The following is a 25,046-nucleotide window of genomic DNA, read 5'->3' on the forward strand; positions in this document are numbered from 1 at the left end:
GTCGGAACATGTCACCCCGCGCCCTGAAGCCCCTCGAGCCCGCCGCCACCCCGCCCGAGCTGCTTCGAAACTTCTGCATCATCGCCCACATCGACCACGGCAAGTCGACCCTGGCCGACCGCATGCTGCAGATCACGGGCGTCGTCTCGGACCGTGACATGCGTGCGCAGTACCTCGACCGCATGGACATCGAGCGCGAGCGCGGCATCACGATCAAGAGCCAGGCGGTGCGCATGCCGTGGTCGGTCGACGGGCAGACATTCGCGCTCAACATGATCGACACGCCCGGCCACGTCGACTTCACGTACGAGGTCAGCCGGTCGCTCGCAGCGTGCGAAGGGGCGATCCTCCTGGTCGATGCCGCCCAGGGTATCGAGGCGCAGACGCTCGCGAACCTCTACCTCGCGCTCGAGAACGACCTGCAGATCATCCCGGTGCTGAACAAGATCGACCTTCCCGCGGCGGATCCCGACAAGTACTCCAGGGAGCTCGCGAGTCTCATCGGCGGCAAGCCGGAAGACGTCCTGCGGGTGAGCGGGAAGACGGGCATGGGGGTCGAAGAGCTCCTGGATCAGGTCGTTGCGCAGATCCCCGCTCCGAAGGGCGATCCGGATGCCCCCTCCCGGGCGATGATCTTCGATTCCGTCTACGACTCTTACCGCGGGGTCATCACGTACGTGCGCATGATCGACGGCTCTCTGAATCCCCGTGAGCGCATCCAGATGATGTCGACCCGAGCGATCCATGAGCTTCTCGAGATCGGGGTGTCCTCCCCGGAGCCGACTCCTACCAAGGGACTCGGCGTGGGTGAGGTCGGCTACCTGATCACCGGCGTGAAGGACGTGCGACAGTCGAAGGTCGGCGACACGGTCACTACCGCGACCAAGCCTTCCAAAGAGCCGCTGCCCGGCTACACCGATCCGAAGCCGATGGTCTTCTCGGGGCTGTACCCGATCGACGGCAGCGACTACCCGATCCTTCGTGAGGCGCTCGACAAGCTGAAGCTGTCGGATGCGTCACTCAACTACGAGCCCGAGACGTCGGTCGCCCTCGGGTTCGGTTTCCGCTGCGGCTTCCTCGGCCTTCTGCATCTCGAGATCATCACCGAGCGTCTCGAGCGCGAGTTCGGTCTCGATCTGATCTCCACCGCGCCGTCCGTCACCTACGAAGTGACGACCGATGACCGGAAGACCTACACGGTGACCAACCCGAGCGAGTTCCCCTCGGGCACGAAGATCGCGAGCGTCACCGAGCCGATGGTCAAGGCCGCGATCCTGGCGCCCAAGGACTACGTGGGCACGATCATGGAGCTCTGCCAGTCCCGCCGCGGCACGCTGCTCGGCATGGAGTACCTCGGGGAGGATCGGGTCGAGATCCGCTACAGCATGCCGCTGGGCGAGATCGTCTTCGACTTCTTCGACAACCTGAAGTCGAAGACGGCCGGGTACGCCTCGCTCGACTACGAGCCGAGCGGCGATCAGGAGGCCGATCTCGTGAAGGTCGACATCCTGCTGCAGGGCGAACCGGTGGATGCGTTCAGCGCGATCGTGCATCGCGACAAGGCCTACGCCTACGGCGTGCTCATGACCGAGAGACTGAAGAAACTCATTCCCCGCCAGCAGTTCGAGGTGCCGATCCAAGCCGCGATCGGCGCGCGCATCATCGCCCGCGAATCGATCCGCGCGATGCGCAAGGACGTTCTGGCCAAGTGCTATGGCGGCGACATCACCCGCAAGCGCAAGCTCCTCGAGAAGCAGAAAGAGGGCAAGAAGCGCATGAAGATGGTGGGCCGGGTCGAGGTGCCGCAGGAAGCCTTCATCGCAGCCCTCTCGGGCGACACTGAGAAGAAGGACGCCAAATAGGGTCGGACGGTCGCCTCGTGGCGGTTCACATCGTGAACGGCGTCGCGCTCACGATCGCGGCGATCCGCTGAGCGATGGTCTGAGAAGCGTTCGAGGTTTCGGTGTTCGCCGGCGCCACGGCAGACCACACCACGATGGTGACAGAAGGATTCCTCTCCTGCGCGGTGAACCCCTGGTAGCCGTTCAGGATCGGGTTGCCGACGATCCAGCCGTCGGCCACCAGCGACCCGTACGCGAAGTAGCGCTGGGCGGACATTCCGCCGAGCCCCGCGGAGACCGGCGCCAGGGACGTCTCTGCGTCTGCGGCGGTCAGAAGGTCTCCGTCGTTGAGCGCGCGCAGCCAGCGGCCGAGGTCGATGACCGGCGCGTTCATCCCTCCGTCGAACCCCCAGGTCGGATCCCAGGATGTGGAATCCTCGTACACCCCGCGCTGGTTGGTGTATGCGTGCATCGCCGGCTGGCCGATCTCGCTGTCCTGATGTGCCGAGCTGCGCGTCATGCCCAAGGGTCCGTAGATGCGTGATTGCATCAGGTCCTCCAGCGACTGCCCTGATGCCCGCTCGAGAACCTGAACGAGAGCAGCCATCTCGGTGTGCGAATACGCCCAGCCGGTTCCCGGTGCGAACAGCGGGGGTGACTGCTGCGCGTACCCGAGCAGCTCGCTGAACGTGTAGTGGGCGAAGGGGTCGGCATGGACGCGAGCGATGAAATCGGCGTTCGTGACGTAGTCCGGGGTTCCGCCCGTGGTGTTGGCGAGCATCCGCGGGGTGATCCGGTCGGCATTGACGAGCTCGGGGACGTACGGTGAGACCGGAGCATCGAGGTCGACCACACCCTCCGTCCCGAGCTGCAGCAGAATCGTCCCGAGCATCGCCTCCATGGGCTGCCCGACCCGCACGAGCGCATCGGTCGCCGTCGGCAGCGGAGCAGAGGGTGAGTCGACGGCGCCGCGCACGATCTCGTCGTCGCCCACCCAAACGCCGAACACCACCGACTGCAGTGCGAGTTCGGGAATCGCCGCCTCGACGATCCCTGTGATCTCTGCGGCCCGTGGATCGCTGCCCGCGATGACGCCGATCCGCGTCTGGTCGGAGGGGGATGCTGCCGGGGTGGGCGAGGACGGCGGGTGCGTGCCGACGATCGTGCAGCCCGTCGATGTCAGCACAGCGAAGGCCGCCACGGTGACGGCGAGCGCGCGAAGCGACGCCCTCGCCCGAGTCACGGATACCGGCATCTGCACTCCCCCTCGAAGGGTCGGACCCGCTGGTGGATGTCACGATAGTGGAGTCGACGCATGTCTCGTGGACGAGTTCGAACGGGCCGCATCTCGCCGACTCTCAGGTTGGTCGCGTTCCGGCTGGATAGGCTCGTCTCATGCGCCGCGGTACTTTCCGAGATGGAACAGTCGACTACGCCGCCGTCGGGGCGACGCAGGCGCCCGACCTGATGCAGTACCCACCGGAGCGCAGCATCCCGGCCGAGGATTCGTGGCGGATCGGCAGCGGCGAGGCGAGGTTCGCGACCGCCGGCGATGCGCTCCTTTCGTGGAGCGCGCAGCGCTCGGGCGAACTGCACCTCACCGATGTGCGCCCGGCGTCGGGCCCGATGTACTCCGGTGTCAGCTTCGATGACGAGGGCAATCCGGTCGCGCCCAGCCGGCTCGAGGCCGATCAGCGCTTCGACTCCGACGGGACGCCGTACGTCAGCGGCGGCACGACCGTCCGCCTGCACGGCAGAGTCGACGGCATGCGCGCCGATGCCGAGCTACGCGTGATCTTCGCCGTCGAGGAGCCCCGCCGCATCGGCTTCGCGCTCGGGACCGTCGGGGACTCGGTCGTCAGTGGTGAAGAGTCGTTCATGCTCGATTGGCTCGCCAATGACGAGGTGTGGTTCACCGTCCGTGCGTTCGATGCGCCCGTCGCCGGCATGTACAGGATGTTCCCGGCCCTGACCCGCAGGAGGCGCAGGGCGCTGTTCACTCGCTACCTCCGGGCGATCTCGCCGCTGTACACGACGTCCGGCTGATGGGCTCCGCGCTCCCGCTGGGTGAGCCGGCGCCGGCGGACGGGATGCTCCCCGACGACGTGCGCATCGACACCTCGGCCGACTTCGGTGTCTATCTGCACGTGCCGTTCTGCCGCGTGCGGTGCGGATACTGCGACTTCAACACGTATACGGCCACGGAGCTGCGCGGAGCGAAGCAGGAGGAGTACGCAGACACCCTCCTCCGAGAGGTGTCGCTGGCCCGCGACGTGCTCGCCGCGACGGCGCCCTTGCGGCCGGCGTCCACCGTCTTCTTCGGCGGCGGGACGCCGACGCTGCTGCCCGCGGGCGACCTCGCGCGCATGCTCGATGGCACGCGTGGCGCGTTCGGATTGACCGCGGATGCCGAGATCACGATCGAGGCCAACCCCGACACGGTGACGGATGCCGTTGCTGCCGAGCTGGGCGCATCCGGTGTCACTCGACTGTCGATCGGCATGCAATCGACCGTTCCGCACGTGCTGGCGGCCCTTGATCGCACGCACGAACCGGCGAACGTTGCGACCGCCGTCGCCGCCGCGCGTCGTGCGGGGCTCGATGTCAGCGTGGACCTCATCTACGGCGCCCCCGGTGAGTCTCTCGACGACTGGCGACGGTCCCTAGAGGTGGCCGTCGGCCTCGAGCCGGACCACATCTCGGCCTACGCCCTCATCATCGAGGACGGCACGAAGCTTGCCCGACAGATTCGTCGCGCCGAGGTGCCCGCTCCCGACGACGACCTGCAGGCCGATATGTACGAGCTGGCCGATCAACTGCTCGGCGCCGCGGGATTCGACTGGTACGAGGTGTCGAACTGGTCGCGGGGGAGCGAGCATCGCTCCCGCCACAACCTCGCGTACTGGCGCGGATCGGATTGGTGGGGCTTCGGACCCGGAGCGCACAGCCACATCGCCGGCACGCGGTTCTGGAACGTCAAGCATCCGGCGGCCTACGCGCAGCGCCTCGCGGCGGGCGAGTCGCCGGCCGCTGGCAGGGAGCGCCCCGACGCTGCCTCACGTGAGCTGGAGGAGGTGCTCCTGCGCACACGCATCCGTGAGGGGATGCCGGTGTCGGAGCTGCGCATGGCGGGCAGACACGCGGTGGCCGCCCTGATCGCCGACGGGCTCATCGACGGCGGCGAGGCCGTGCGCGGGCGCATCGTGCTGACTCTGCGTGGACGCCTTCTCGCCGACGCGGTCGTCCGCGCCCTGACGACCTGATCCTCGTCTTCGGACGCGGCCCATCCCGATCGGATAGAATTGGCACTCCGGTCGTGGGAGTGCCAGATGCGGGAGGAGGCGGGAGATGGTCACCGAACGTGGTCTCCAGGTGCTGCGCGCGATCGTGCAGGACTATGTCGACACGCACGAGCCCGTCGGCAGCCGCACGATCGTCGAACGCCACGCCTTCGGGGTGTCGGCGGCGACGATCCGCAACGATATGGCGCTGCTCGAGGATGAAGAGCTGATCACCGCTCCGCACACCTCTTCCGGTCGTGTGCCCACCGACAAGGGGTACCGCGTCTTCGTCGATCATCTCGCCGAGCTCCGGCCTCTGACGCATGCGCAGCGCGCCGCGATCTCGTCGTTCCTCGAGGGGCCGACCGACCTCGACGACGTGCTGATGCGCACCGTGCGCGCACTCACGCAGGTGACCGGGCAGGTCGCGATCGTCCAGTACCCGTCCTTCGAGCAGGCGAGCGTGTCGCACGTCGAGCTCGTGAACCTCGGTGGTGGGCGCGTGCTGGTGGTGGTCGTCACCGACACCGGCCGTGTATCGCAGCGGCTCGCGCTCGTGCACGACGAGCTGGACGACACCGACATCGTGCGATTGCGTGCCCTCTTCGGAGATCTCGTCGTGCGCCGCTCGGTGCGCGAGGGCGCACAGCGGGTGGGCGCTCTCCTCGCCGACGACGAGGCGAGCGCAGCGGATGGGTCTGCGCCGGATGGGGCGACACGGGCGATCGCCCGGGTGCTCGCCGAAGAACTCGACGAGTTCCGTCAGGACCGTCTGCTGCTGGCGGGCGCCGCGAATCTCGCGCGCCGCGAATCCGACTTCCGAGGCAGTATCTACCCGCTGCTCGAGGCGATCGAGGAGCAGGTGACACTGCTGCGTCTGATGGGCGAGATGGTCGCCGATGAGCACGGGCTCGCTGCCAGCATCGGGCGCGAGAACGAACCTTTCGGGTTGTCCGAGGCATCCGTGGTCACCAGCGACTACGACGCCACCGGCGGCACCGCCCGCGTGGGAGTGCTCGGCCCCACCCGGATGGACTACCCCTCCAATCTCGCGTCGGTCCGTGCCGTCGCGCGCTATCTGAGCCGGATGCTGGACGACGACGAGAACGCCCGCTGAGGCATCCGTGACCGAACGATCCCCGCGCTGTTGCGCGGGCAGGAAGGCGATCCGTGGCTGACCACTACGAGGTGCTGGGAGTGTCGCGCGAAGCGACGCTCGACGAGATCAAGAAGGCGTACCGCCGCCTGGCGCGGGAGCTGCATCCCGATGTCAACCCGGGTGAGGACGCCTCAGAGCGGTTCAAGCTCGTCACGCACGCCTATGACGTCCTGAGCGATCCCGAACAGCGTCGACGCTATGACATGGGTGGCAGCGACTCGCCGTTCGGCGGCGCGCAGGGCGGCGGCTTCGGCGGGTTCGGTGACATCTTCGAGACGTTCTTCGGAGCGACCGGCGGCCAGCGGGCCGGCCGCCCACGATCGCGCCGCGAGCGAGGGCAGGACGCTCTCGTGCGCGTCACCCTCGACCTGGGGGACGTCGTCTTCGGGGCTCACCGCGACCTCGACGTCGATACGGCCGTGCTGTGCGAGACGTGCCAGGGCTCGTGCTGCCAGCCCGGAACCACCGAGGTCACCTGCGACATCTGCCACGGCAGCGGACATGTGCAGCGCACCGTCCGCAGCCTGCTCGGCAACGTCGTCACCAGCCAGCCCTGCGGCTCGTGCCAGGGTCACGGCACCACGATCCCGTACCCGTGCGCGACGTGCCAGGGTCAGGGGCGGGTGCGGGCACGCCGCACCGTCTCGATCGACATCCCCGCCGGGGTTGAGACCGGCCTGCGGCTGCAGCTGCCCGGCTCGGGCGAGGTCGGCCCCGCCGGCGGACCGAACGGCGACCTCTACATCGAGGTGACCGTGACGCCCAACGAGGTGTTTAGTCGTGATGGCGACGATCTGCTCGCGACCCTCGAGGTGTCGATGTCGGACGCGATCCTCGGCACGACGACGACGATCGAGTCGCTGGACGGCCCGGTCGACCTCGAAGTACGCGCGGGCGTGCAGGCGGGCGATGTGCTGACGATCAAGGGCCGCGGAATCACGCCTCTGCGTGGCACCCAGCGCGGCGACCTGAGAGTCGGGGTGCACGTCGTCACGCCGACCCGGCTCGATGCCAAGGAGCGCGCCCTCATCGAGGAGTTCGCGAAGAAGACGAAGGCCCCTGCGCCGCACCTCGCGGAGTTCCACCAGGGCTTGTTCGCGAAGCTGCGCGATCGCTTCCGGAACGCGTGACGGATGCCGCTGCATTTCCTGTTGGGCGGGATCGACGGCCCTGCCGTGCCGACCGACGCGCAGCCCGGTGAGACCGTCGTGCTGACAGGCCCAGAAGCGCATCACGCCGCCGCCGTCCGCCGCCTGCGCGTCGGCGAAGAAGTCACGGTCGGCGATGGCCGGGGCGCGTGGCTCGAGGGCACGTGCGAAGCAGTGTCCGCTCGAGAGGTCATCGTGCGCGTCACGGCACGAACGGATGTCGCGCCCTCCGCTCCCCGGATCGTGCTGGTGCAGGCGCTGGCCAAGGGCGATCGCGACGAGCTGGCGATCCAGGCCGCCACTGAGCTCGGGGTCGACGAGATCATGCCGTGGCAGGCGACCCGGAGCGTGTCGAGGTGGGACGCCGCAAAAGCGGAGAAGGGCCGCCTCCGGTGGCAGACGATCGTGCGCGAAGCCTCGAAGCAGGCGCATCGCGCGTGGGTTCCGCACGTCGCCCCCGTGCAGGCCACCGCGGAGCTCGTGCGCCGGATCGCGGCATCCCGCGCCCTCGTGCTGGAACCCACGGCCACGAAGTCGCTGGCATCGATCGGTGCCGACGATCCGCGCGAGCTCGTGCTGATCGTCGGTCCGGAGGGCGGGATCGCCCCCGAGGAGCTCAGAGCCTTCGGTGCGGTCGGCGCCGAGACGGTCCGGCTCGGGCACACCGTGCTGCGCACCTCGACGGCGGGGCCCGCCGCCCTGGCCGTCCTGAACGCCTCCCTGGGCCGCTGGTGAGCGCCCCCGGTAGACTGGCCCTATGAGCGAGCCGTCGATCTTCACCCGCATCCTCGAGGGCGAGATCCCGTCGGAGATCGTCGCAGAGACCGAGAACGTGTTCGCGATCCGCGACATCGCGCCGCGAGCTCCCGTGCACCTGCTCGTGATCCCGAAGTCCGCGGACTATCGCGACGTGGTAGAGCTCGCCGCCGGCGATCCCGCGCTTCTCGCAGAGATCGTGGGGCTGGCCAACACTCTCGCGGCGGAGCACGCGGACGGCGATTTCCGACTCGTCTTCAACACGGGCGCGGGCGCGGGTCAGACGGTCTTCCACGTGCATGCGCACGTCCTCGCGGGATCGCTGACGGAAGCGGGGCTCGGTGCCTGACTCCGATCACGCGCAGTCGGCGGAGCCGTCGGTGGACCGTGTCTACGTCGACGGCGTCGCGATGGTCCAGCTCCTGGGTCCCCAGGACCGTCTTCTGCGCGTCGTGGAGCGCGAGCATCCCGACGTCGACGTGCATGTCCGCGGCAACGAGATCACGCTGTCCGGCGAGCAGGCGGCCGTCGCGAAGGCGCGGCAGCTCGTCGACGAGCTCATCACGATGACCCGTGCCGGCCATGACATCGCGCCGTCCGACGTGGCGACGTCCGACCGCATCCTGCGTTCGGACAACGGCCCGCGCCCCTCCGAAGTGCTGGGGGAGGCGATCCTCTCGTCGCGGGGCAAGGTCATCCGGCCGAAGACGCTGGGTCAGAAGGCCTACGTCGACGCGATCGCCGAGAACACGATCGTGTTCGGCATCGGTCCTGCCGGCACCGGTAAGACGTATCTCGCGATGGCGAAGGCCGTGCAGGCGCTCCAGCGCAAGGAGGTGAGCCGCATCATCCTCACCCGGCCCGCCGTGGAAGCCGGGGAGCGACTGGGGTTCCTCCCCGGCACGCTGACCGACAAGATCGACCCGTACCTGCGCCCGCTGTACGACGCCCTGAACGAGATGATCGACCCCGAGCTCGTCCCCAAGCTCATGGCGTCGGGCACGATCGAGGTCGCGCCGTTGGCGTACATGCGCGGTCGCACCCTGAACGACTCGTTCGTCGTGCTCGACGAGGCGCAGAACACCACTCCCGAGCAGATGAAGATGTTCCTGACACGCCTCGGATTCGGCACGCAGATGGTCGTCACGGGTGACATCACTCAGGTCGACCTGCCCCAGGGCACTTCCGGCCTCCGCCTGGTCACGCGGGTGCTCTCCGACATCGACGACATCCACTTCGCCTATCTCACGAGCGACGACGTCGTCCGGCATACCCTCGTCGGGCGGATCGTCGACGCGTACTCCGTCTACGACGAGCAGCGCCTCGCCCTCCGTCGCGAGCGGGACGAGGCATCCGACTTCGCCAGCCGGGCCGACAGGCGCGGCGCCTCGCGCACGGGCGGGCCGCGCGACCATCTTCCGAAGCGAGGGCGCTCATGACGATCGACATCAACAACGAGTCCGGCATCGGCGTCGACGAGACGGTGCTGCTGCGCCTCATGGAGTACAACCTCCGCGAACTTCACGTCAGCCCCGACGCCGACGTCGCGATCGTGCTGGTGGATGAGGGCGCGATGGAGGCGCTGCACCTGCAGTGGATGGACGAGCCGGGACCGACGGATGTGCTGAGCTTCCCCATGGATGAGCTGCGCCCCGGCACCGAAGAGACCCCGACCCCGGCGGGCCTACTCGGCGACATCGTGCTGTGCCCGCAGGTGGCCGAGACCCAGGCGGTCGCGGCCAAGCACTCGACGATGGACGAGCTCGTCATGCTGACCACCCATGGCCTCCTGCACCTGCTCGGTTTCGATCACGCCGAGCCTGAAGAGGAGCGCGAGATGTTCGGGCTGCAGAAGGACCTGATCGTCGGGTTCCAGCACTCCGAGCGTCACCGACCTCGCGCATGACGGCGTATCTGCTCCTCCTCGCCGCGGTTCTGCTGGTCGCCTTCGGGGGACTCATGGCGGCGGTGGACGCCGCTCTCGGCGTCACCTCCCGTGCCGACCTCATCGAGCTCGCCGCGACCGGGCGCAACGCACGGTCGCTGAGCAAGATCTCCGACGACACCGAGGCGCACGAGAATTCGGTCGTCTTCATCCGCATCCTCGCCGAGACGGCCGCCGCGGTGCTGGTGACCGTTGCGTTCACCATCATCTTCGAGAACATCTGGTGGGCGATGCTCGCCGCGGCCGTGCTGATGACGGGCATCTCGTTCGTCGTGGTGGGCGCAAGCCCGCGTACGGTGGGCCGTCAGCACGCAAAGGGCCTGCTGAGGGGCGCCGCACCTGTCGTCCGCGGCGTGCGGATCCTTCTCGGTCCGATCGCCCATGGGCTCGTCGCGCTCGGCAGGCGCGTCACGCCCGGTGTCGCGCGCGGAGCCTCATTCGCCTCGGAAGAGCAGCTGCTCAGCATGGTCGACGAAGCCGCGTCGCAGGACCTGATCGAAGAGGACGACCGCGAGCTGATCCACTCGGTGTTCGATTTCACCGATACGTTCGTGCGCGCCGTCATGGTGCCGCGCACCGACATGGTCACCGTCGATGCATCCGCCTCGACCCGCGAGGCGATGGCGATCTTCCTCGAGAAGGGCGTGTCGCGCATCCCCATCGTCGACGATGAGGCGGACGACGTGGTGGGGATGCTGTACCTGAAAGACCTGGTGCAGTTCGGCTTCCGTGACGAGTCCGGCTGGCGCGATGCGCCGATCACCCGGATCGCACGGCCCGCCGTGTTCGTTCCGGAATCGATGAAGGCCGAGACGCTCCTTCAGCAGATGAAGCGGGACGCCGTGCACGTGTGCCTCGTCGTCGATGAGTACGGCGGAATCTCGGGCTTGGTGACCCTCGAAGACCTGATCGAAGAGCTCGTGGGCGAGATCGCGGACGAGTACGACCCACGGTCGGACGAGGTCGTCGAGCTCGCGCCCGGCCACTACCGGGTGAGCGCACGCCTCGCCCTCGACGAGGTCGGCGATCTCTTCGGCATCGAGCTGGACGACGACGACGTCGACTCGATCGGCGGGCTGCTGGGCAAAGCTCTCGGCCGGTTCCCGCAACCCGGCTCGACCGCCGAGTACGGGGGACTCACGATGACCGGCGGCGCATCGCGCGGCAGGGGTCGAGGTATCGCGACGGTGTTCGTCGAGCGGGCCGAGTCTCTTACGGCTGCCGAGGACGCGTTCGGTGGCCGCCATCCGCGGACGGGTGAGGTCCAGGTGTCGCCGCCGAGCGCCGAAGAGGTCGAACTCGCCGGGACCGAACCTGCCGACGCGAAGACCAGAAGAACGAAGAAGGGTGATCGCCGTGGCTGAGGCCGAGCACGACAACGTTGCAGGGCGGTCGGGATTCGTCACGTTCGTCGGGCGGCCCAATGTGGGCAAGTCGACCCTGACAAACGCCCTCGTCGGTGAGAAGGTCGCGATCACGAGCGACAAACCGCAGACCACCCGGCGGGCGATCCGCGGGATCGTCAATCGCCCGGGTGGCCAGCTCGTCATCGTGGACACTCCCGGCATCCACAAGCCGCGTACGCTTCTGGGCGAGCGCCTCAACAGCCTCGTGGAGCAGGTGCTGGGCGACGTCGACGTGATCGGGTTCTGCGTTCCTGCCACCGAGAAGGTCGGACCCGGCGATCGTCGCATCGCGGAATCCCTGAGCGGCTATCCGAGAGCCAAGAAGGTCGCGATCGTCACGAAGACGGATGCCGCCTCCCGCGACCAGGTCACCGAACGCCTGCTCGAGGTCGATGCGCTCCGCGACGACTGGGCCGCCGTCATCCCGCTGTCCGCACTGACCGACGATCAGCTCGACGTGCTCACCGACGAGGTCCTGGCACTCATGCCGCTCGGACCGGCGCTCTACGATCCCGACGTCGTCACCGACGAATCCGTCGAGGACCGTGTGGCCGAGATCATCCGCGAGGCGGCCCTGGAGGGTGTGCGTGACGAGCTGCCCCACTCGATCGCCGTCACGATCGAAGACATGGCCCCGCGTGCCGACTCCGACCTCACCGACATCTACGCGAACATCGTCGTCGAGCGCGACAGCCAGAAGGCGATCATCATCGGCCACAAGGGCTCGCGGCTCGCGGATGTCGGACGGCGGGCGCGTGCCGGGATCGAGCCCCTCGTCGGCTCGCGGGTGTTCCTGTCGCTGCACGTTCGGGTGGCCAAGGAGTGGCAGCGCGATCCGAAGCAGCTGGGCCGGCTCGGATTCTGAGGGAGCCGCCCGGTCTCACGCTCCGGGGCGTTGCACACCGACGAGCGCGGCACGCCATCCCAGCCACGACAGTTCCGCGTGGGCAAGGTCGTTGTGTGCCCCCGAGGCGCCGTCGAGCGTGTGGATGACCTGGCTGGCGTCGATGTTGTAGACCGTTCCCGGGCGGAACGCGGTGTCGTCCGAGGTCGACCCCGGCACGAGGTCGGGCAGATCGACCGCCCCCGCGCCCTGGATGCCGAAGGTTCCGATACCGCCGTACTTGGGCAGTTCGTCGCCGAGCAGGTACTGCCCCGCGATCCCCACAGCGAGGGGGTAGAAGCGCCCGACGGCGTAGTCCCATTTCGAGGTCGTCGCCACGATCGGGCCCGACACGAACTCGCCTCGCACCACGTCGGCGAGGTATCCGCGACCGCCGCCCACGCCGTCGGGCACGTGCTCGGCGAACGCCCAGAGCGAGACGGCACCCTGCACGAGGAACATCGATGTCACCGGGCGTGCGGGAGCGCTCGGTGCGTCTCCGGGGCCGCGCACGGCGCTCGAGACGACGATCGTGCCGAAGCTGTGTCCCATCAGGTGGACGCGGACGGCAGGAGCAGTCGCTGCCAGGATGGCGCGGAGCAGCTGCGCGCCCCCGCGCTCACCGAACTCACGGGCCTGGTTCTTGCCGTGCCAGAAGGCGAGCTGGCGCAGGGGCGTGAGCAGAGCATCCCGGAGCTTGCGGAAGAACCCGCCCCCGCCCAGAAGCCCGTCATCGCCATCACGGTCGGCTTTGACGGCCTCGAACGCGTCGTCGGGCGTCCATCCGCCGCCGAGGAGCGAATCGTCGGAGTCGTTCGCGCCGACATGCGCGGCGAGCGTGCGATACGCCTCGGTCACCTCCGTCGGCAGCGCGTCGTCTTTCCCGATCGCCTGCCGGGGGTCGGTGTCGGCTGCGTGCTGCAACACGGTGGTCAGGGCCTCCCGGACATCCTCGCTGTCGCCGAACGCCGCGGCGTACTCGTCCACGGCATCGGCCACGCTCATCCCGCCCGCGGGCGGCTCGTCGCCGAGCAGGCCGCTCGGGGCGGCCTCGAGCTCGCGATCGCTCCAGGCTTTGCTCGGCCAGTGCACGCCGATCACGAAAGGACGGATGCCGTCGCCGACGCCATCCGGATTCGCGGCCCCCAGCCACCTGTCGTACTGGCTGATCGCGTCGTCGTAGTCCCCCTGCCATCCGTGGCTGAGGATGAAGACGTCGGTGATCCCCGCAGCGGGGTCGGTCAGCGCGGCGAGGGCGACCTCGCTGGCGATCGTGCCGTCGGCGTCTCTCACCTCGTCGCCGTGCCCGTCGAATGAGATCAGGTGGTAGGACTGCGAAGTCCCCGGAATCCTGCGCAGTGACATTGTTCCTCCAGTGGACGGCGAGAGATCAGACGGGAGCGGGAGCAGAGGGTACGACCGGTGAGGCAGCCGTGAGCGCGGGAGTGACGACGGTATCGGTGTCGCAGTGCACGCCGTAGAGCAGACCAAGGGGATTGTTGAAGTCGGTCAGGAACCGCCTCCGCAGAGCCAGCACGACTTCACCGAGCGGCTTTCCCGCGAAGAGTTCGTCGAAGAACGCCTTGCCCCATTCGCTCGCGAACAGACCGGGAGTCTTGCACTCGGTGCCGATCACCCCGCGGGCACCCTTCGCGAGGAAGTAGGGAACGAACCCGTCGTAGAAGTCCGGAGTCAGCGTCCCCGACTCGCAGGCGTTGATGAAGACCAGGGGGTGGCTCGGGAGCGCGTCCTCGAGGGGAGCGAAGACCTGCAGCTGACCCAGAGTCACGCTCTGCGACCCCGTGAAGATCAGCTTCGAAGCATCCGAGTCATCTGCTGCTTCCGCATGGCAGTAGAGGTAGAGGACCTTGTCGGTGGCACTGGGTGCGAGCGCTGTCTTCACCAGATCGTCCACGGCCGTCCCCTCGGCGAGGTCCACCCCGCGTCCCTCCCAGTACTGGCGCTGCGCCGCGACGGGCTTGGAAGGCATGCTGTCGTCGATGCTGTCGTTGTACAGCACCCGCACCGCCATGTCCGGTGTCGAGTCGATCGAGGTCGCCGGGGGCAGCGCGCGGATCTCCGCCATCGGGATCTGCTCGACGACGTGGCGCATGCCGATGAAGTTGTCCCACGACAGGGTCGCAGGATCGAAGCGGTCCGTCAGGTACATCAGGGGCCACGGCACGGGGAATCCACTCGATACGACCTGCAGCGTGGTCAGATCGCCGGCGAGTCTCTCGCGCAGCCACACGCCGACCTTCCTCAGATCCTCCGACGCCTCGGGGCCGGCGAAGATCGACTGGAACAGCCGGAATCCGGCGAACGCCAGATCCTGCAGGAACTGCGCCCCGTCGGCCGGCGAGATCGTCATCTCCAGTGCGATCTGCTTCTTCTTGACCGTGGCCAGCAGCACATCGCGAACCCCGGCGATGCGTGCCCCCAGTTCGTCGGGGGTGATGCGGATGGCGATCGGATCCGGCGAGACCTGCTGTGCGATCAGCTGGTATCCGCCGACGGCGGGCATGAACTGCAGCGCGGCTCTGCGTTCTTCCAGCACGCTGGCCGCTCCGACGGGTCGTCCGAAGTTGGTGACCTCGGGCGAACTCGTCGATCCCACGTCGAAGGTGACCTCCAGCCGCTGAAGGAAGTTGCCGTTCACCGTCACGAGCACGCTCAGAGTGGAGCGGCCCGGGTGCAGCGGAGTGATCTCGAACAGTGCGCGATTCACCGACGTCCCCTCGCGCGTCACACGCAGCAGCTGGGGGACCGGTGGCACCGTGAAATCGTCGCTGACGAGCTGAACGCTCACATCGAGTGTCGCCTGACCGGCCGCGAAGGTGACCGTCGCCGGCTCGGCAGCTGCCGCGGTCGTACTCTGGGCGCCGAAGAAGACCGCGAGCGTGCGGGCGGCCGCGGCGCTCAGGGCGACATCGGGCTGATCGAGTTCGGCGTTCAGCCAGGTCGACACCGCTGCTTCCGCAAGACCGTCGTCGCCGCCCACCGCGGGTGGTGCGAGGTCCGGCGCAGGCGGCAGGGGAGCGGGTGCCGGAGGAGGAGGGACGCGACGAGCTTCCGACGGCGGCGCGGGCACGGGTACCGGGTGAGGCGGGGGCGGCGCGGGAGGCGGGGGCGGCGCGGGAGGCGGAGTGGCTCCCGGGACCCACGCATCGCCGGCGGACTCATCACCACCGAGGAGCCCGTCGCTCGGTGGTTCCATGTCGGCCTGCGGCTCGAGCGCGCGCCGCACGGCCCGGATCGCGGCATCCGCTTCAGTGTCCTCGCCGGCACCGAACCCGATCCGACCCGCATCGACGTCGGCCTGATAGCGGGCATCGAGGTCTGGCGTGCTCTGCAGCACGCGCGCCAGGATCAGGGCGCGTGCGGTCAGGTCGGTCGCGGCCGCCCACTGCGGGTCGAGGGTGGCCGCGTCGAAGAGGTCGACGACGGAAGGCGGGAGGATCTCGGCGACGTAGGCCCGCCCGCGCGGATCCGCGAAGACGCGTGCGAGCACGACCACCTCGACGGCCCGTGCCTCGGTCGCTCCCATGCGGCACTCCACTCGCTGTCGCGCGGGGTCGTGCGAGCCCGCTGTCCACACAGTAGTGAGCACGGTGCGGCGGGGCCAGATACATCGCGGGGCGATCTTCACGAGGTGCGGCTGCGACCGCTCAGCGCACCGGGTGGTGCGGATGCGTCACCGGAGCGTCCGCCGGAAGCCGTCCCGCGGGCCGCGCCCGCAAGAGGAAGAAGATCACGACGGCCGCAACCGTGATGACCGCGGCCAGGCCGTACATCAACACCGCGAAGGCATCCAGGTAGGAGTCGGCCGCGACAGCGAGCACCGTCGTGTCGGCGGGCCGCGTGCCGCTGGCGGCGTAGGCATCCAACTGAGTGACCGCGCTGGACCCGAGCTTGTCGCGAACACCGACGCGTGTGAGGCCATCGAGCACGATCGTCGCGCCGGCCAGTCCCAGCGAGTACCAGTACTGGCCGATCGTGGTCCGCGATGAGGACACCACGCCGTAGTGCTTCTCGTCAGCGGCTTCCAGGATCATGCTTCCGTACGGCACCGAAGGGAGGATCACGCCGACGCCGACGATCACCAGTGCGGGGACGTAGGCCCACACGTCGTCGGGTCGCCCCTGCGCTGTGAGGCCGAACACCACCGTTCCGGCGACGATGATCGCTGCACCCAGGATCAGCACGGCCCTGCGCGACAACCTTCCCGATCCCAGGAGCCTGCCCACCACGAGGGCGGCGGGAATGCCCGCGATGAGATAGGGCAATTGCGACAGCGACAGAGCCAGCCCGGTGACCCCCATCGAGTACTGGAACAGATTGCTGAAGGCCAGGAGCATGACTCCCGAGCTCAGGTTATACAGCAGGCCCGCCAGGACGGCCGCGATGAACACCGGCTCGCGGAACAGTGCGATCGGAAAGAACCGGATCCCCGGGCTGGTGCGCTCCCGCCATGCCCAGAGACCCAGCAGCACGACCCCCGCGACGAACGGCACGATCGTCAGGACGGAGTCGATTCCGTTCGTGGCGTGCGAGATGCCGTACAGCGACAGCACGATCCCTCCGGCCAGCAGCACCTGTCCGAGCGCGTCCCACGGCGACCTCTCGCCCGTGCGAGCGGCGTCCCGAGGCAGCACGACCAGGCCGCCGATCAGCGCAAGCGTCGCCATCGCCGGGATGAACATGAAGGCCACGCGCCAGTCGACACCCACCAGACTCGAACCGGCGAAGGTGAGCACGAGCGCGAAGACGCCGGTGCACGCGACGTAGACGCCGATGGCCGACGCGAGGCCGCCCGGCTTCGCAAACGTCTTGATATACGCGAACGAGGCGCCGAAAACGGCTCCGAGGCCCACACCCGCGATCGCGCGCCCCACGACGTAGATCATCGGGCTCGAGGCGGTCGCCACGACCAGATCTCCCGCGATCGCCACGATGAGCGCGGCCATCAAGACCCGCTTGCGTCCCCAGCGATCGGCCATCATGCCGGTCGTGATGACCGTCGCGGCGAGCATCAGCGTGCTGATGCTCGCCGCGATCGCGTCGAGCGTGCCCATGTGCAGGGCGTTGGATGCCGACAGGAGCGCCGTCGACGCGATGTTGGGGTCGGCACCCTGGATCCCGGCGAGCAGACCCAGGTAGGCCAACGGGATGAACGTGGAACGCACCGGCGGAGCCGCGGTCGCTGATGACATCGGGTCAGCAGTGATGGGTCACGGCGTGGGTGTGCAGATCACGGTGCGCGGCAGGATCCACCGCGGCGACCTGCTGGAGGAAGGCGTCCAGATCGATCGGATGCCCGCCGCGCCAGGTGCCCTTCACGACGACCTCGGTCGCCAGTGTCGATGGATCGACCTCGTACGGGTCGCGCGAGAGAACCACGAAGTCCGCGAGCTTGCCGGGGGTGATCGAGCCGAGGTCATCGCGTCGGATGTGCGCGGCGGCCCAGACCGTTTCGGCCTTCAACGCATCATCGAGCGAGATCCGCTGCTCGGGTCCGTGCAGCGTGCCGCTGCTGGAGAGCCGGGTCACGGCGGCCTGCACGTTCAAGAGGGGGATGGGCGGGCTCACGGTGCCGTCGTTGTGGAAGCTCACCGTCGCGCCGCTGTTGACGGCATCCGCGAATCTCTGCCACTGCGACCCGATCTCGGGCGGGAAGAGGGTGCCGTCGAGCACGTCTCCCCAGTAGATGTACTGGAACGGGCTCATCGACACCGCCACCCCGAGCGAGGCTGCCCGGGGGAACTGCTCGGCGCGCGCCGCGCCGACGTGCTCGACACGCCACCGGTGGTCGGTGCCGATCAGGCCTTGTTTCGTCAGGGCGCGTTCGTACGCGTCCAGCACGATGTCGAGCCCGAGGTCGCCGTTGACGTGGAAGGCCATCTGATATCCCGCGCCCGCATACGAATCCAGGAGTGCGTCCAGCGCCGCCCTGGTGTAGTTCATCATCGCTTCGCCCCCCGGACCGAGCGGGATGCCGGCATCCCGCACCGTCGGGGTGTCCAGATACGGGAAAGTCGTGGCGATGTTGCCGACCCACGGCGACCCATCGGCCCACAGCTTGATCCCGACCTTCCGCACCATGTCGGTCGGCGCCGTCGACACCAGGGGCTCGGCCGCGTCCGGTTCGGTCGACATGTGGTAGATCGACAGGCGCAGCGGGCTGTCGGGGAGTGAGGCGAGCGCGGTGATGGCGGGCAGGAGCTTCGCGTTGTAGGTGTGCTCGCTCGTGGCCGTGATGCCGTTCTCTGCCATGTAGCGATACCACTTGGCCGCCGAGAGGAGGGGATCGGTGAGCACACGGGCCATCAGCGGAGAGGCGACCGCGAGCACGGCGGGAAGCTCGTAGCATCGACCATTCGAGGTGCCGTCGGAGTTGCGCCCGAACCTCGCGCCGACCGGATCCGCCGGCGGCGTGCCGCCTTCCCAGCCGAGCAGGCTGATCAGAGCGGAGTTGAAGTATCCCTCGTGCCCGGAATTGTCCAGCACGAAGACGGGTCGGTCGGGGAAGAACGCGTCCAGATCGGTGTTCGTGAGTTCGGGCGCATGCTGGAGCGTGCGGTCGAGGCCGTTGAACAGGATTCCCACACCGGCGGGAGTATCTGCCTCGAGGGAGCGGAACAGCGCTGCGACGTCGTCGTAGTGGGGAAAGCCCACGTAGGGGGCGATCCAGTGGGCGGGCTCGCGGCACAGCATCCCGCTCATGATCGGATGGTTGTGCGCATCGATGAAGCCCGGCAGCAGCGTCGCATCGCCGAGATCGTGCACGGCGACGCCGGGGTGGGCCGCAGCCAGCTCCGCCCGTGTGCCCACAGCGGTGATCTGGCCGCTGCCCGTATCGACGGCGACGGCCTCCGCACGGGGGGTGGCGGGGTCCATCGTGATGACGGTCTTGGCGGTGACGACGAGGTCGGTGACCATGATTCTCCCGTTCAGGGCCGCGTACGGCACGTGGCGCTCGTCCCTCACCTTGACGTAGTGTCCGCGGTCAGGGCAACAAGAACGTATGGCCTTCAGGGTCGTTCCGTCGCCAAGACACGTGTATCCTGATCGCATGCGTGCAGGCTCGCTCCTTCTTAGCCGCCGCGACGAGGCCTCGATCTAGGGCCATCCTCGTCGCGGCGATCGGCGTTGGCCCGCCCATTCAGACGAGGAAGTAGCTCCTAATGCGCAATACCCAGCAGCCCTCGGGCATGCCGATCCACAAGTACCGCCCATACCACGAGCAGCTGAAGGTCGATCTGCCCGACCGCTCGTGGCCGTCCCGCCGCATCACGAAGGCGCCGCGCTGGTGTGCCGTGGATCTTCGCGACGGCAACCAGGCCCTCATCGATCCGATGAGCCCGGAGCGCAAGCGCGTGATGTTCGATCTGCTCGTGAGCATGGGCTACAAAGAGATCGAGGTCGGCTTCCCGAGCGCGAGCCAGACCGACTTCGACTTCGTGCGGCACCTCATCGAGGACGACGTCATCCCCGACGACGTCACGATCCAGGTGCTGACGCAAGCGCGGGAGCACCTGATCGCCCGCACGTACGAGTCGATCAAGGGCGCGAAGCAGGCCATCGTGCACCTCTACAACTCCACCAGCGTGCTGCAGCGCGACGTCGTCTTCCGCACCGACAAGCAGGGCATCATCGACATCGCGCTGGAGGGGGCGCGTCTCTGCCGCGAGTACGAGAAGACCGTCCCGGAGACGAACGTGTTCTACGAGTACTCGCCCGAGAGCTACACCGGCACCGAGCTCGAGTTCGCGGTGGACATCTGCAATCAGGTTCTGGAGATCTTCGAGCCGACGCCCGACCGCAAGGTGATCATCAACCTGCCCGCCACTGTCGAGATGGCGACTCCGAATGTCTACGCCGACTCGATCGAGTGGATGGGGCGCCACCTCAACCACCGCGAGAACGTCATCATCTCGTTGCATCCGCACAATGACCGCGGCACGGCGATCGCGGCCGCAGAACTCGGTTACATGGCGGGCGCCGACCGCATCGAGGGGTGCCTGTTCGGCAACGGGGAGCGCACCGGGAACGTCGACATCGTCGCGCTCGGCATCAATCTGCTCACCCAGGGCATCGACCCCGAGATCGACTTCAGCGACGTCGATCACGTCAAGCGCACGGCGGAGTACTGCAATCAGCTCCCGGTGCACGAGCGCAGCCCCTGGGCCGGTGACCTTGTCTTCACCGCCTTCAGCGGATCGCACCAGGATGCGATCAAGAAGGGGTTCGAGGCGATGGCCGCCCGCGCGGACGCCGACGGCGTGACCGTCGACGACCTGGAGTGGGCTGTTCCGTACCTGCCGATCGATCCAAAGGATCTCGGGCGTTCGTACGAGGCCGTCATCCGCGTCAATTCCCAGTCGGGCAAGGGCGGGGTCGCATATCTTCTGAAGGCCGACCACGCGATCGATCTTCCCCGGCGCCTCCAGATCGAGTTCTCCGGGGTCGTCCAGGCCAAGACCGATTCGGAGGGTGGCGAGGTGTCCAGCGACCAGATCTGGTCGATCTTCACCGACGAATACCTGCCCTCTCCCGTCGCCGAAGAACGTTGGGGGCGGTTCGAGCTCCTGGGCACCCGGACCGCGAGCGACATGACCGGCGACGTCGAGCTGCACGCACGTCTGCGCGACGGCGATGATGTCGAAGACGTCAGTGGCCACGGCAACGGCCCGATCGCGGCGTTCCTGGAGGTCGTGCGCGCCCGCGGGTTCGAGATCGCCCTGTACGACTACGTCGAGCACACCCTTGCCGCCGGCGGCGACGCGCAGGCCGCCGCCTACGTCGAGCTGCAGGTCGACGGCGAGCGTCTGTGGGGCGTCGGGATCGACGGCGACATCTCCACGGCGAGCCTCAAGGCGATCGTGTCGGGCGTGAACCGCGCGATCCGCACCCGCGAGCGCTCCGCCGAGCTGGCCGCGGTCTGACTCCCGCCCCCGTTCTCCTCCGCGAGACCGGATAGGCGCCGCGAAACAGGGACGAAAGACCCCGGTCTCGTGGCGCCTATCCGGTCTCGCGGTGCGTCAGGGGCGGACGGTCGGGATCGCGGACGTCTCGACCGCGACCTTGCGGCGGTGCAGCATCCGCTGTTCGGGAAGCGACACGTCGAAGAGGACGGCGAGGATGCGGATGACGGTGGTCACCGCGATCCCGATGACGGCGGCGGGAACGAGCGCCAGTCCGAAGGCGCTCGAGACCGCCAGGACGAGGCACCCCGCCCCTGCGGCGACGGCGTAGAGCGAGCCCACGTGCATGATTGCAACCGGCAGCCCCATCATGACGTCGCGTAGGATGCCACCGCCCACCGCGGCGCACACACCGACGAAGACGGCGGGAACGAGCGGAAGCCCGAGGGCGAGCGCCTTGCTCGTCCCGAACGCGCCGAACATGCCGATCACGACCGCGTCCAGCACGACGATGAGCGTGTTCAAGCGCTGGAAGACGCCGGCCAGCAGCATCCCGATCAGCGCCGCGACCGTCGCGGTGATCAAGTACCAGTTGCTCTGCAGCGTGACGGGCTGCACGTTGAGCAGCAGATCGCGGATGAGGCCGCCGCCCATGCCCATCACGACGCCGATGATCGCCACTCCGAGCAGATCGAGGCGGCGGTCACCGCGGAATCCGGAGGCGAACAGCGCGCCCTGGATACCCCCGAGGCCGACGGCGGTGAGGTCGGCCCACAGGGGGATCACGAAGATCGGCTGGTCCACGCATCCATTGTGCGACGCAGATTCGGGATGCCGGGACGCATCGCCGTTCCTCGTGCCTCCGGCTCATCCTCGCCGGGGCGGTCGATAATGGACTGTGCCCACCTACCGTGACGAGGTCGTGATCCTGCGCACCCACAAGCTGGGTGAAGCCGATCGCATCCTGACCATGCTGAGCCGCCGACACGGCAAGCTCCGCGCGGTCGCCAAGGGCGTGCGCCGGACGTCGTCGCGCTTCGGAGCGCGGCTAGAGCCCTTCATGGTCGCTGACGTGCAGCTGTACGAGGGCCGCAGCCTCGACATCGTGCAGCAGGCCGAGTCGCTCGGCTCGTACGGCGCCGACATCGCCAACCACTACGACCGGTACACGTCGGCGAATGCGATGGTCGAAACCGCCGACCGCCTCAACGAAGCCGAGGCGACCCCCCAGCAGTACCTCCTTCTGGTCGGCGGCCTGCGCGCCCTTGCACTCGGGGAGCACAACTCTCGCAGCATCCTCGATTCGTATCTCCTGCGGGCCATGGCTCTGTCAGGGTGGGCCCCAGGGCTCTCGGACTGCGCGCGCTGCGGTGCTGCGGGGCCGCATGATGCCTTCGTCGCCCAGCTCGGCGGAATGGTGTGCGGGCAATGCGCTCCCGTCGGTGCCGCCCGGGTCGATTTCGCCACCCGGGGACTTCTGACCGCTCTGATCGCAGGGGAGTGGACCGATGTCGATGCGGCGGCACCCGGCACGAACGCCGCTGCGTCGGGCCTCATCGCCGCGTACACGCAGTGGCACCTGGAGCGCGGCATCCGTTCGCTCGAACACGTCGAGGGGGCGCGGTGAGTCCGAAGCCGTACACGCATCGGGACGCGGTGCCCTACCGCCCGCTCGACTGGACGGGCGTGTACCCGCCTGCGTTCCCCGCGAAGGCCGTGCCCGCGCACGTCGCGATCGTGATGGACGGCAACGGGCGATGGGCCAATCGCCGCAGCCTCACCAGGATCGAGGGGCACCGCGCGGGCGAGGCTGCGCTGCTGGACGTCGTGGCGGGCGCGATCCAGGCGGGCGTGAAGCACCTGAGCGTGTACGCCTTCTCCACCGAGAACTGGTCGCGCTCACCCGACGAGGTGCGATTCCTCATGGGGTTCAACCGCGACGTGCTGCACCGTCGGCGGGATCAGCTGAACGAGTGGGGCGTGCGGGTCCGCTGGGCGGGCCGCAAGCCGCGTCTGTGGGGGTCGGTCATCAAAGAGCTCCAGCTTGCGGAGCGGATGACGGAATCCAACGACGTGCTGACCCTCACGATGTGCGTCAACTACGGCGGGCGCGTCGAACTCGTGGACGCGATGCGCTCGATCGGCGACGACATCGCCGCGGGGCGCCTGAAGCCGTCGGCCGTGTCCGAGAAGCTGATTCAGAAGCGGCTGTACCTGCCGGACATGCCCGACGTCGATCTGTTCGTGCGTTCCAGTGGCGAGCAGCGCACATCGAACTTCCTGCTGTGGGAGTCGGCGTACGCCGAGTTCGTCTTCCTCGATACGCTCTGGCCCGACTTCACCCGCGCTGATCTGTGGCGCGCGATCGAGCTCTACCTGGATCGCGACCGCCGGTTCGGCGGCGCGGTCGACGCACCGCAGCTCTGAAGCGTTCATCGCGGCACTTTCCGGATCCGGAATACGATCGGCCGTCCCTGCGGTTGTGTCCGGTATGACGGATGCGATCAAGATCGACGTGTGGAGTGACATCGCCTGCCCCTGGTGCTACATCGGCAAGCGCAACCTCGAGAGTGGGCTGGCAGCGGTATCCGCCGACGACGACGCGCCCGTCGTCGATGTGACGTTCCACTCGTTCGAGCTGTCACCCGACACGCCCGTCGACTTCGAGGGCGACGAACTCGACTTCCTCGCGACGCACAAGGGCATGGAGCGGGACCAGGTGGCGGCCATGTTGTCGAATGTGACCGGAGTGGCCGGCCAAGCCGGACTCGAGTACCGCTTCGACCTGCTCAAGCACACCAACACCGTCAAGGCCCATGAACTTCTGCACTTCGCGAAGGCGAACGGGCGACAGGCCGAGCTCGCCGAGCGGCTCATGTCGGCGTACTTCACCGAAGGACGTCACCTCGGACGCGAAGACGAGCTGGTGGCTCTCGCCTCCGATGTCGGACTCGATGCGGATGCCGCGCGCGAAGCGCTGCAGACCGAGCGCTATCTGGCCGACGTGCGCGCCGACCAGGCGCAGGCCTCCGCCTACGGCATCAACGGCGTGCCGTTCTTCGTGATCGACGGCAAGTACGGTGTCAGCGGCGCGCAGCCGGCCGAGGCGTTCGCCCAGATCGCCCGCCAGGTGTGGGCGGAGCGCAAGGGCGAAGGCGCCGTGGTCGACGCGTGACCTGACGCGCGTCAGCGCGGAAGGTTCGCCTCGATCAGCGACACGATGGCAGGATCGTCGGGGAGCGTCTTCGGGCGGAACCGGTGCACCTCGCCGTTCGGCAGCACGACGAACTTCTCGAAGTTCCACGTCACCCGGCCTGCGGAGCCACCGGCATCCTCGGCCTTCTTGAGCTCCTTGTAGAGGGGCGCCGCGTTCTTGCCGTTCACGCGTACCTTGTCGACGATGGGGAAGGTGATGCCCCAGGTCGTCGAGCAGTATTCGAGGATGTCGTCCATCTTCGACAGTTCTTGAAGGAACTGGTTGCTGGGGAAGCCCACGACCGTGAAGCCGCGTTCGCCGTACTCTTTCTGCATCTTCTCGAGCGTCTCGTACTGCGGCGCGAGACCGCAGCGCGAGGCCACGTTCACCACCATCACGACGTCGTCGCCGAAGTCCGAGAGCGTGCCTTCACCCCCGTCCGCCTTGGTGAAGGGGATGTCGCGGATCGCCGTCTGCACAGGGCTCGTCATGGTCCGATTCTAGGTC

Annotated in this window: 22 protein-coding genes; 15 read left to right on the forward strand and 7 right to left on the reverse strand. The window is 68.0% G+C overall.

Annotation, left to right across the window (positions count from 1 at the left end; genetic code table 11):
- Positions 1–8 precede the first annotated feature (8 nt).
- The gene (gene lepA, locus F6B43_RS01855; RefSeq protein WP_150447231.1) at positions 9–1,862 is read left to right on the forward strand and encodes a translation elongation factor 4; all 1,854 of its coding nucleotides are present in this window, start codon (positions 9–11) and stop codon (positions 1,860–1,862) included.
- Positions 1,863–1,887: 25 nt separating this feature from the next.
- Here the strand turns inward: lepA and F6B43_RS01860 are convergent, their stop codons facing one another.
- Positions 1,888–3,096, reverse strand: a complete 1,209-nt coding sequence (locus F6B43_RS01860; RefSeq protein ID WP_150447232.1) for a serine hydrolase domain-containing protein — start codon at positions 3,094–3,096, stop codon at positions 1,888–1,890.
- Positions 3,097–3,236: 140 nt separating this feature from the next.
- On the opposite strand from F6B43_RS01860, the gene F6B43_RS01865 reads away from it, so the two are divergent.
- From F6B43_RS01865 to era, 10 genes are all read left to right on the forward strand, one after another.
- Positions 3,237–3,887 (forward strand): DUF1990 domain-containing protein, encoded by a 651-nt coding sequence (locus F6B43_RS01865; RefSeq protein WP_150447233.1) that lies wholly within the window; start codon positions 3,237–3,239, stop codon positions 3,885–3,887.
- On the forward strand, positions 3,887–5,104 hold the full coding sequence (gene hemW, locus F6B43_RS01870; RefSeq protein ID WP_150447234.1) for a radical SAM family heme chaperone HemW: 1,218 nt from the start codon (positions 3,887–3,889) through the stop codon (positions 5,102–5,104). The genes F6B43_RS01865 and hemW overlap by 1 nt, the downstream gene beginning before the upstream one ends.
- An 85-nt stretch (positions 5,105–5,189) precedes the next feature.
- Positions 5,190–6,239, forward strand: coding sequence for a heat-inducible transcriptional repressor HrcA (gene hrcA, locus F6B43_RS01875; RefSeq protein WP_150447235.1), 1,050 nt, complete (start codon positions 5,190–5,192; stop codon positions 6,237–6,239).
- A gap of 53 nt (positions 6,240–6,292) precedes the next feature.
- On the forward strand, positions 6,293–7,411 hold the full coding sequence (gene dnaJ, locus F6B43_RS01880; RefSeq protein ID WP_150447236.1) for a molecular chaperone DnaJ: 1,119 nt from the start codon (positions 6,293–6,295) through the stop codon (positions 7,409–7,411).
- A gap of 3 nt (positions 7,412–7,414) precedes the next feature.
- Complete coding sequence (locus F6B43_RS01885) at positions 7,415–8,164, forward strand: 16S rRNA (uracil(1498)-N(3))-methyltransferase (protein WP_150447237.1); 750 nt, start codon at positions 7,415–7,417, stop codon at positions 8,162–8,164.
- A gap of 22 nt (positions 8,165–8,186) precedes the next feature.
- Positions 8,187–8,534 (forward strand): HIT domain-containing protein, encoded by a 348-nt coding sequence (locus F6B43_RS01890; RefSeq protein WP_150447238.1) that lies wholly within the window; start codon positions 8,187–8,189, stop codon positions 8,532–8,534.
- Between the two features lie 61 nt (positions 8,535–8,595).
- The gene (locus F6B43_RS01895; protein WP_150448359.1) at positions 8,596–9,624 is read left to right on the forward strand and encodes a PhoH family protein; all 1,029 of its coding nucleotides are present in this window, start codon (positions 8,596–8,598) and stop codon (positions 9,622–9,624) included.
- Positions 9,621–10,091 (forward strand): rRNA maturation RNase YbeY, encoded by a 471-nt coding sequence (ybeY, locus tag F6B43_RS01900; RefSeq protein ID WP_150447239.1) that lies wholly within the window; start codon positions 9,621–9,623, stop codon positions 10,089–10,091. The genes F6B43_RS01895 and ybeY overlap by 4 nt, the downstream gene beginning before the upstream one ends.
- Positions 10,088–11,494 carry a hemolysin family protein gene (locus tag F6B43_RS01905; protein ID WP_150447240.1) on the forward strand — a complete coding sequence of 469 codons (1,407 nt, stop codon included), beginning with the start codon at positions 10,088–10,090 and terminating at the stop codon, positions 11,492–11,494. The genes ybeY and F6B43_RS01905 overlap by 4 nt, the downstream gene beginning before the upstream one ends.
- A complete protein-coding gene (era, locus tag F6B43_RS01910; protein WP_150447241.1) occupies positions 11,487–12,401 on the forward strand; it encodes a GTPase Era in 915 nt (304 codons plus the stop codon). Before F6B43_RS01905 ends, era begins: the two co-directional genes overlap by 8 nt.
- A 15-nt stretch (positions 12,402–12,416) precedes the next feature.
- Here era and F6B43_RS01915 read toward each other — a convergent pair whose 3' ends face one another.
- From F6B43_RS01915 to F6B43_RS01930, 4 genes are all read right to left on the reverse strand, one after another.
- Positions 12,417–13,784, reverse strand: coding sequence for a hypothetical protein (locus tag F6B43_RS01915; RefSeq protein ID WP_150447242.1), 1,368 nt, complete (start codon positions 13,782–13,784; stop codon positions 12,417–12,419).
- A gap of 25 nt (positions 13,785–13,809) precedes the next feature.
- The gene (locus F6B43_RS01920; RefSeq protein WP_150447243.1) at positions 13,810–15,966 is read right to left on the reverse strand and encodes a CHAT domain-containing protein; all 2,157 of its coding nucleotides are present in this window, start codon (positions 15,964–15,966) and stop codon (positions 13,810–13,812) included.
- Between the two features lie 121 nt (positions 15,967–16,087).
- Complete coding sequence (locus tag F6B43_RS01925; protein WP_150447244.1) at positions 16,088–17,632, reverse strand: MFS transporter; 1,545 nt, start codon at positions 17,630–17,632, stop codon at positions 16,088–16,090.
- Between the two features lie 4 nt (positions 17,633–17,636).
- Positions 17,637–19,406 carry an amidohydrolase gene (locus F6B43_RS01930; protein WP_211367984.1) on the reverse strand — a complete coding sequence of 590 codons (1,770 nt, stop codon included), beginning with the start codon at positions 19,404–19,406 and terminating at the stop codon, positions 17,637–17,639.
- A gap of 197 nt (positions 19,407–19,603) precedes the next feature.
- Between F6B43_RS01930 and leuA the strand changes: the two genes are divergently transcribed.
- Entirely contained in the window at positions 19,604–21,364 is a 1,761-nt protein-coding gene (gene leuA, locus F6B43_RS01935) for a 2-isopropylmalate synthase (RefSeq protein WP_150447245.1), read from the forward strand.
- A 96-nt stretch (positions 21,365–21,460) separates the two neighbouring features.
- On the opposite strand, the gene F6B43_RS01940 is transcribed toward leuA, so the two are convergent.
- Complete coding sequence (locus F6B43_RS01940; RefSeq protein ID WP_150447246.1) at positions 21,461–22,147, reverse strand: trimeric intracellular cation channel family protein; 687 nt, start codon at positions 22,145–22,147, stop codon at positions 21,461–21,463.
- 94 nt (positions 22,148–22,241) lie between these two features.
- Here F6B43_RS01940 and recO point away from each other — a divergent pair, with 94 nt between their 5' ends.
- The 3 genes from recO to F6B43_RS01955 all read left to right on the forward strand — a co-directional run bounded on the left by recO (position 22,242) and on the right by F6B43_RS01955 (position 24,518).
- Positions 22,242–22,970, forward strand: a complete 729-nt coding sequence (recO, locus tag F6B43_RS01945; RefSeq protein ID WP_150447247.1) for a DNA repair protein RecO — start codon at positions 22,242–22,244, stop codon at positions 22,968–22,970.
- Positions 22,967–23,770 (forward strand): isoprenyl transferase, encoded by an 804-nt coding sequence (locus tag F6B43_RS01950; protein ID WP_150447248.1) that lies wholly within the window; start codon positions 22,967–22,969, stop codon positions 23,768–23,770. Before recO ends, F6B43_RS01950 begins: the two co-directional genes overlap by 4 nt.
- Positions 23,771–23,834: 64 nt before the next feature.
- On the forward strand, positions 23,835–24,518 hold the full coding sequence (locus F6B43_RS01955) for a DsbA family oxidoreductase (protein ID WP_150447249.1): 684 nt from the start codon (positions 23,835–23,837) through the stop codon (positions 24,516–24,518).
- A gap of 11 nt (positions 24,519–24,529) precedes the next feature.
- Here the strand turns inward: F6B43_RS01955 and F6B43_RS01960 are convergent, their stop codons facing one another.
- Positions 24,530–25,030 carry a glutathione peroxidase gene (locus F6B43_RS01960; protein WP_150447250.1) on the reverse strand — a complete coding sequence of 167 codons (501 nt, stop codon included), beginning with the start codon at positions 25,028–25,030 and terminating at the stop codon, positions 24,530–24,532.
- Positions 25,031–25,046: the final 16 nt, after the last annotated feature.

The organism is Microbacterium rhizomatis, assembly GCF_008710745.1.
GTDB lineage: Bacteria > Actinomycetota > Actinomycetes > Actinomycetales > Microbacteriaceae > Microbacterium > Microbacterium rhizomatis.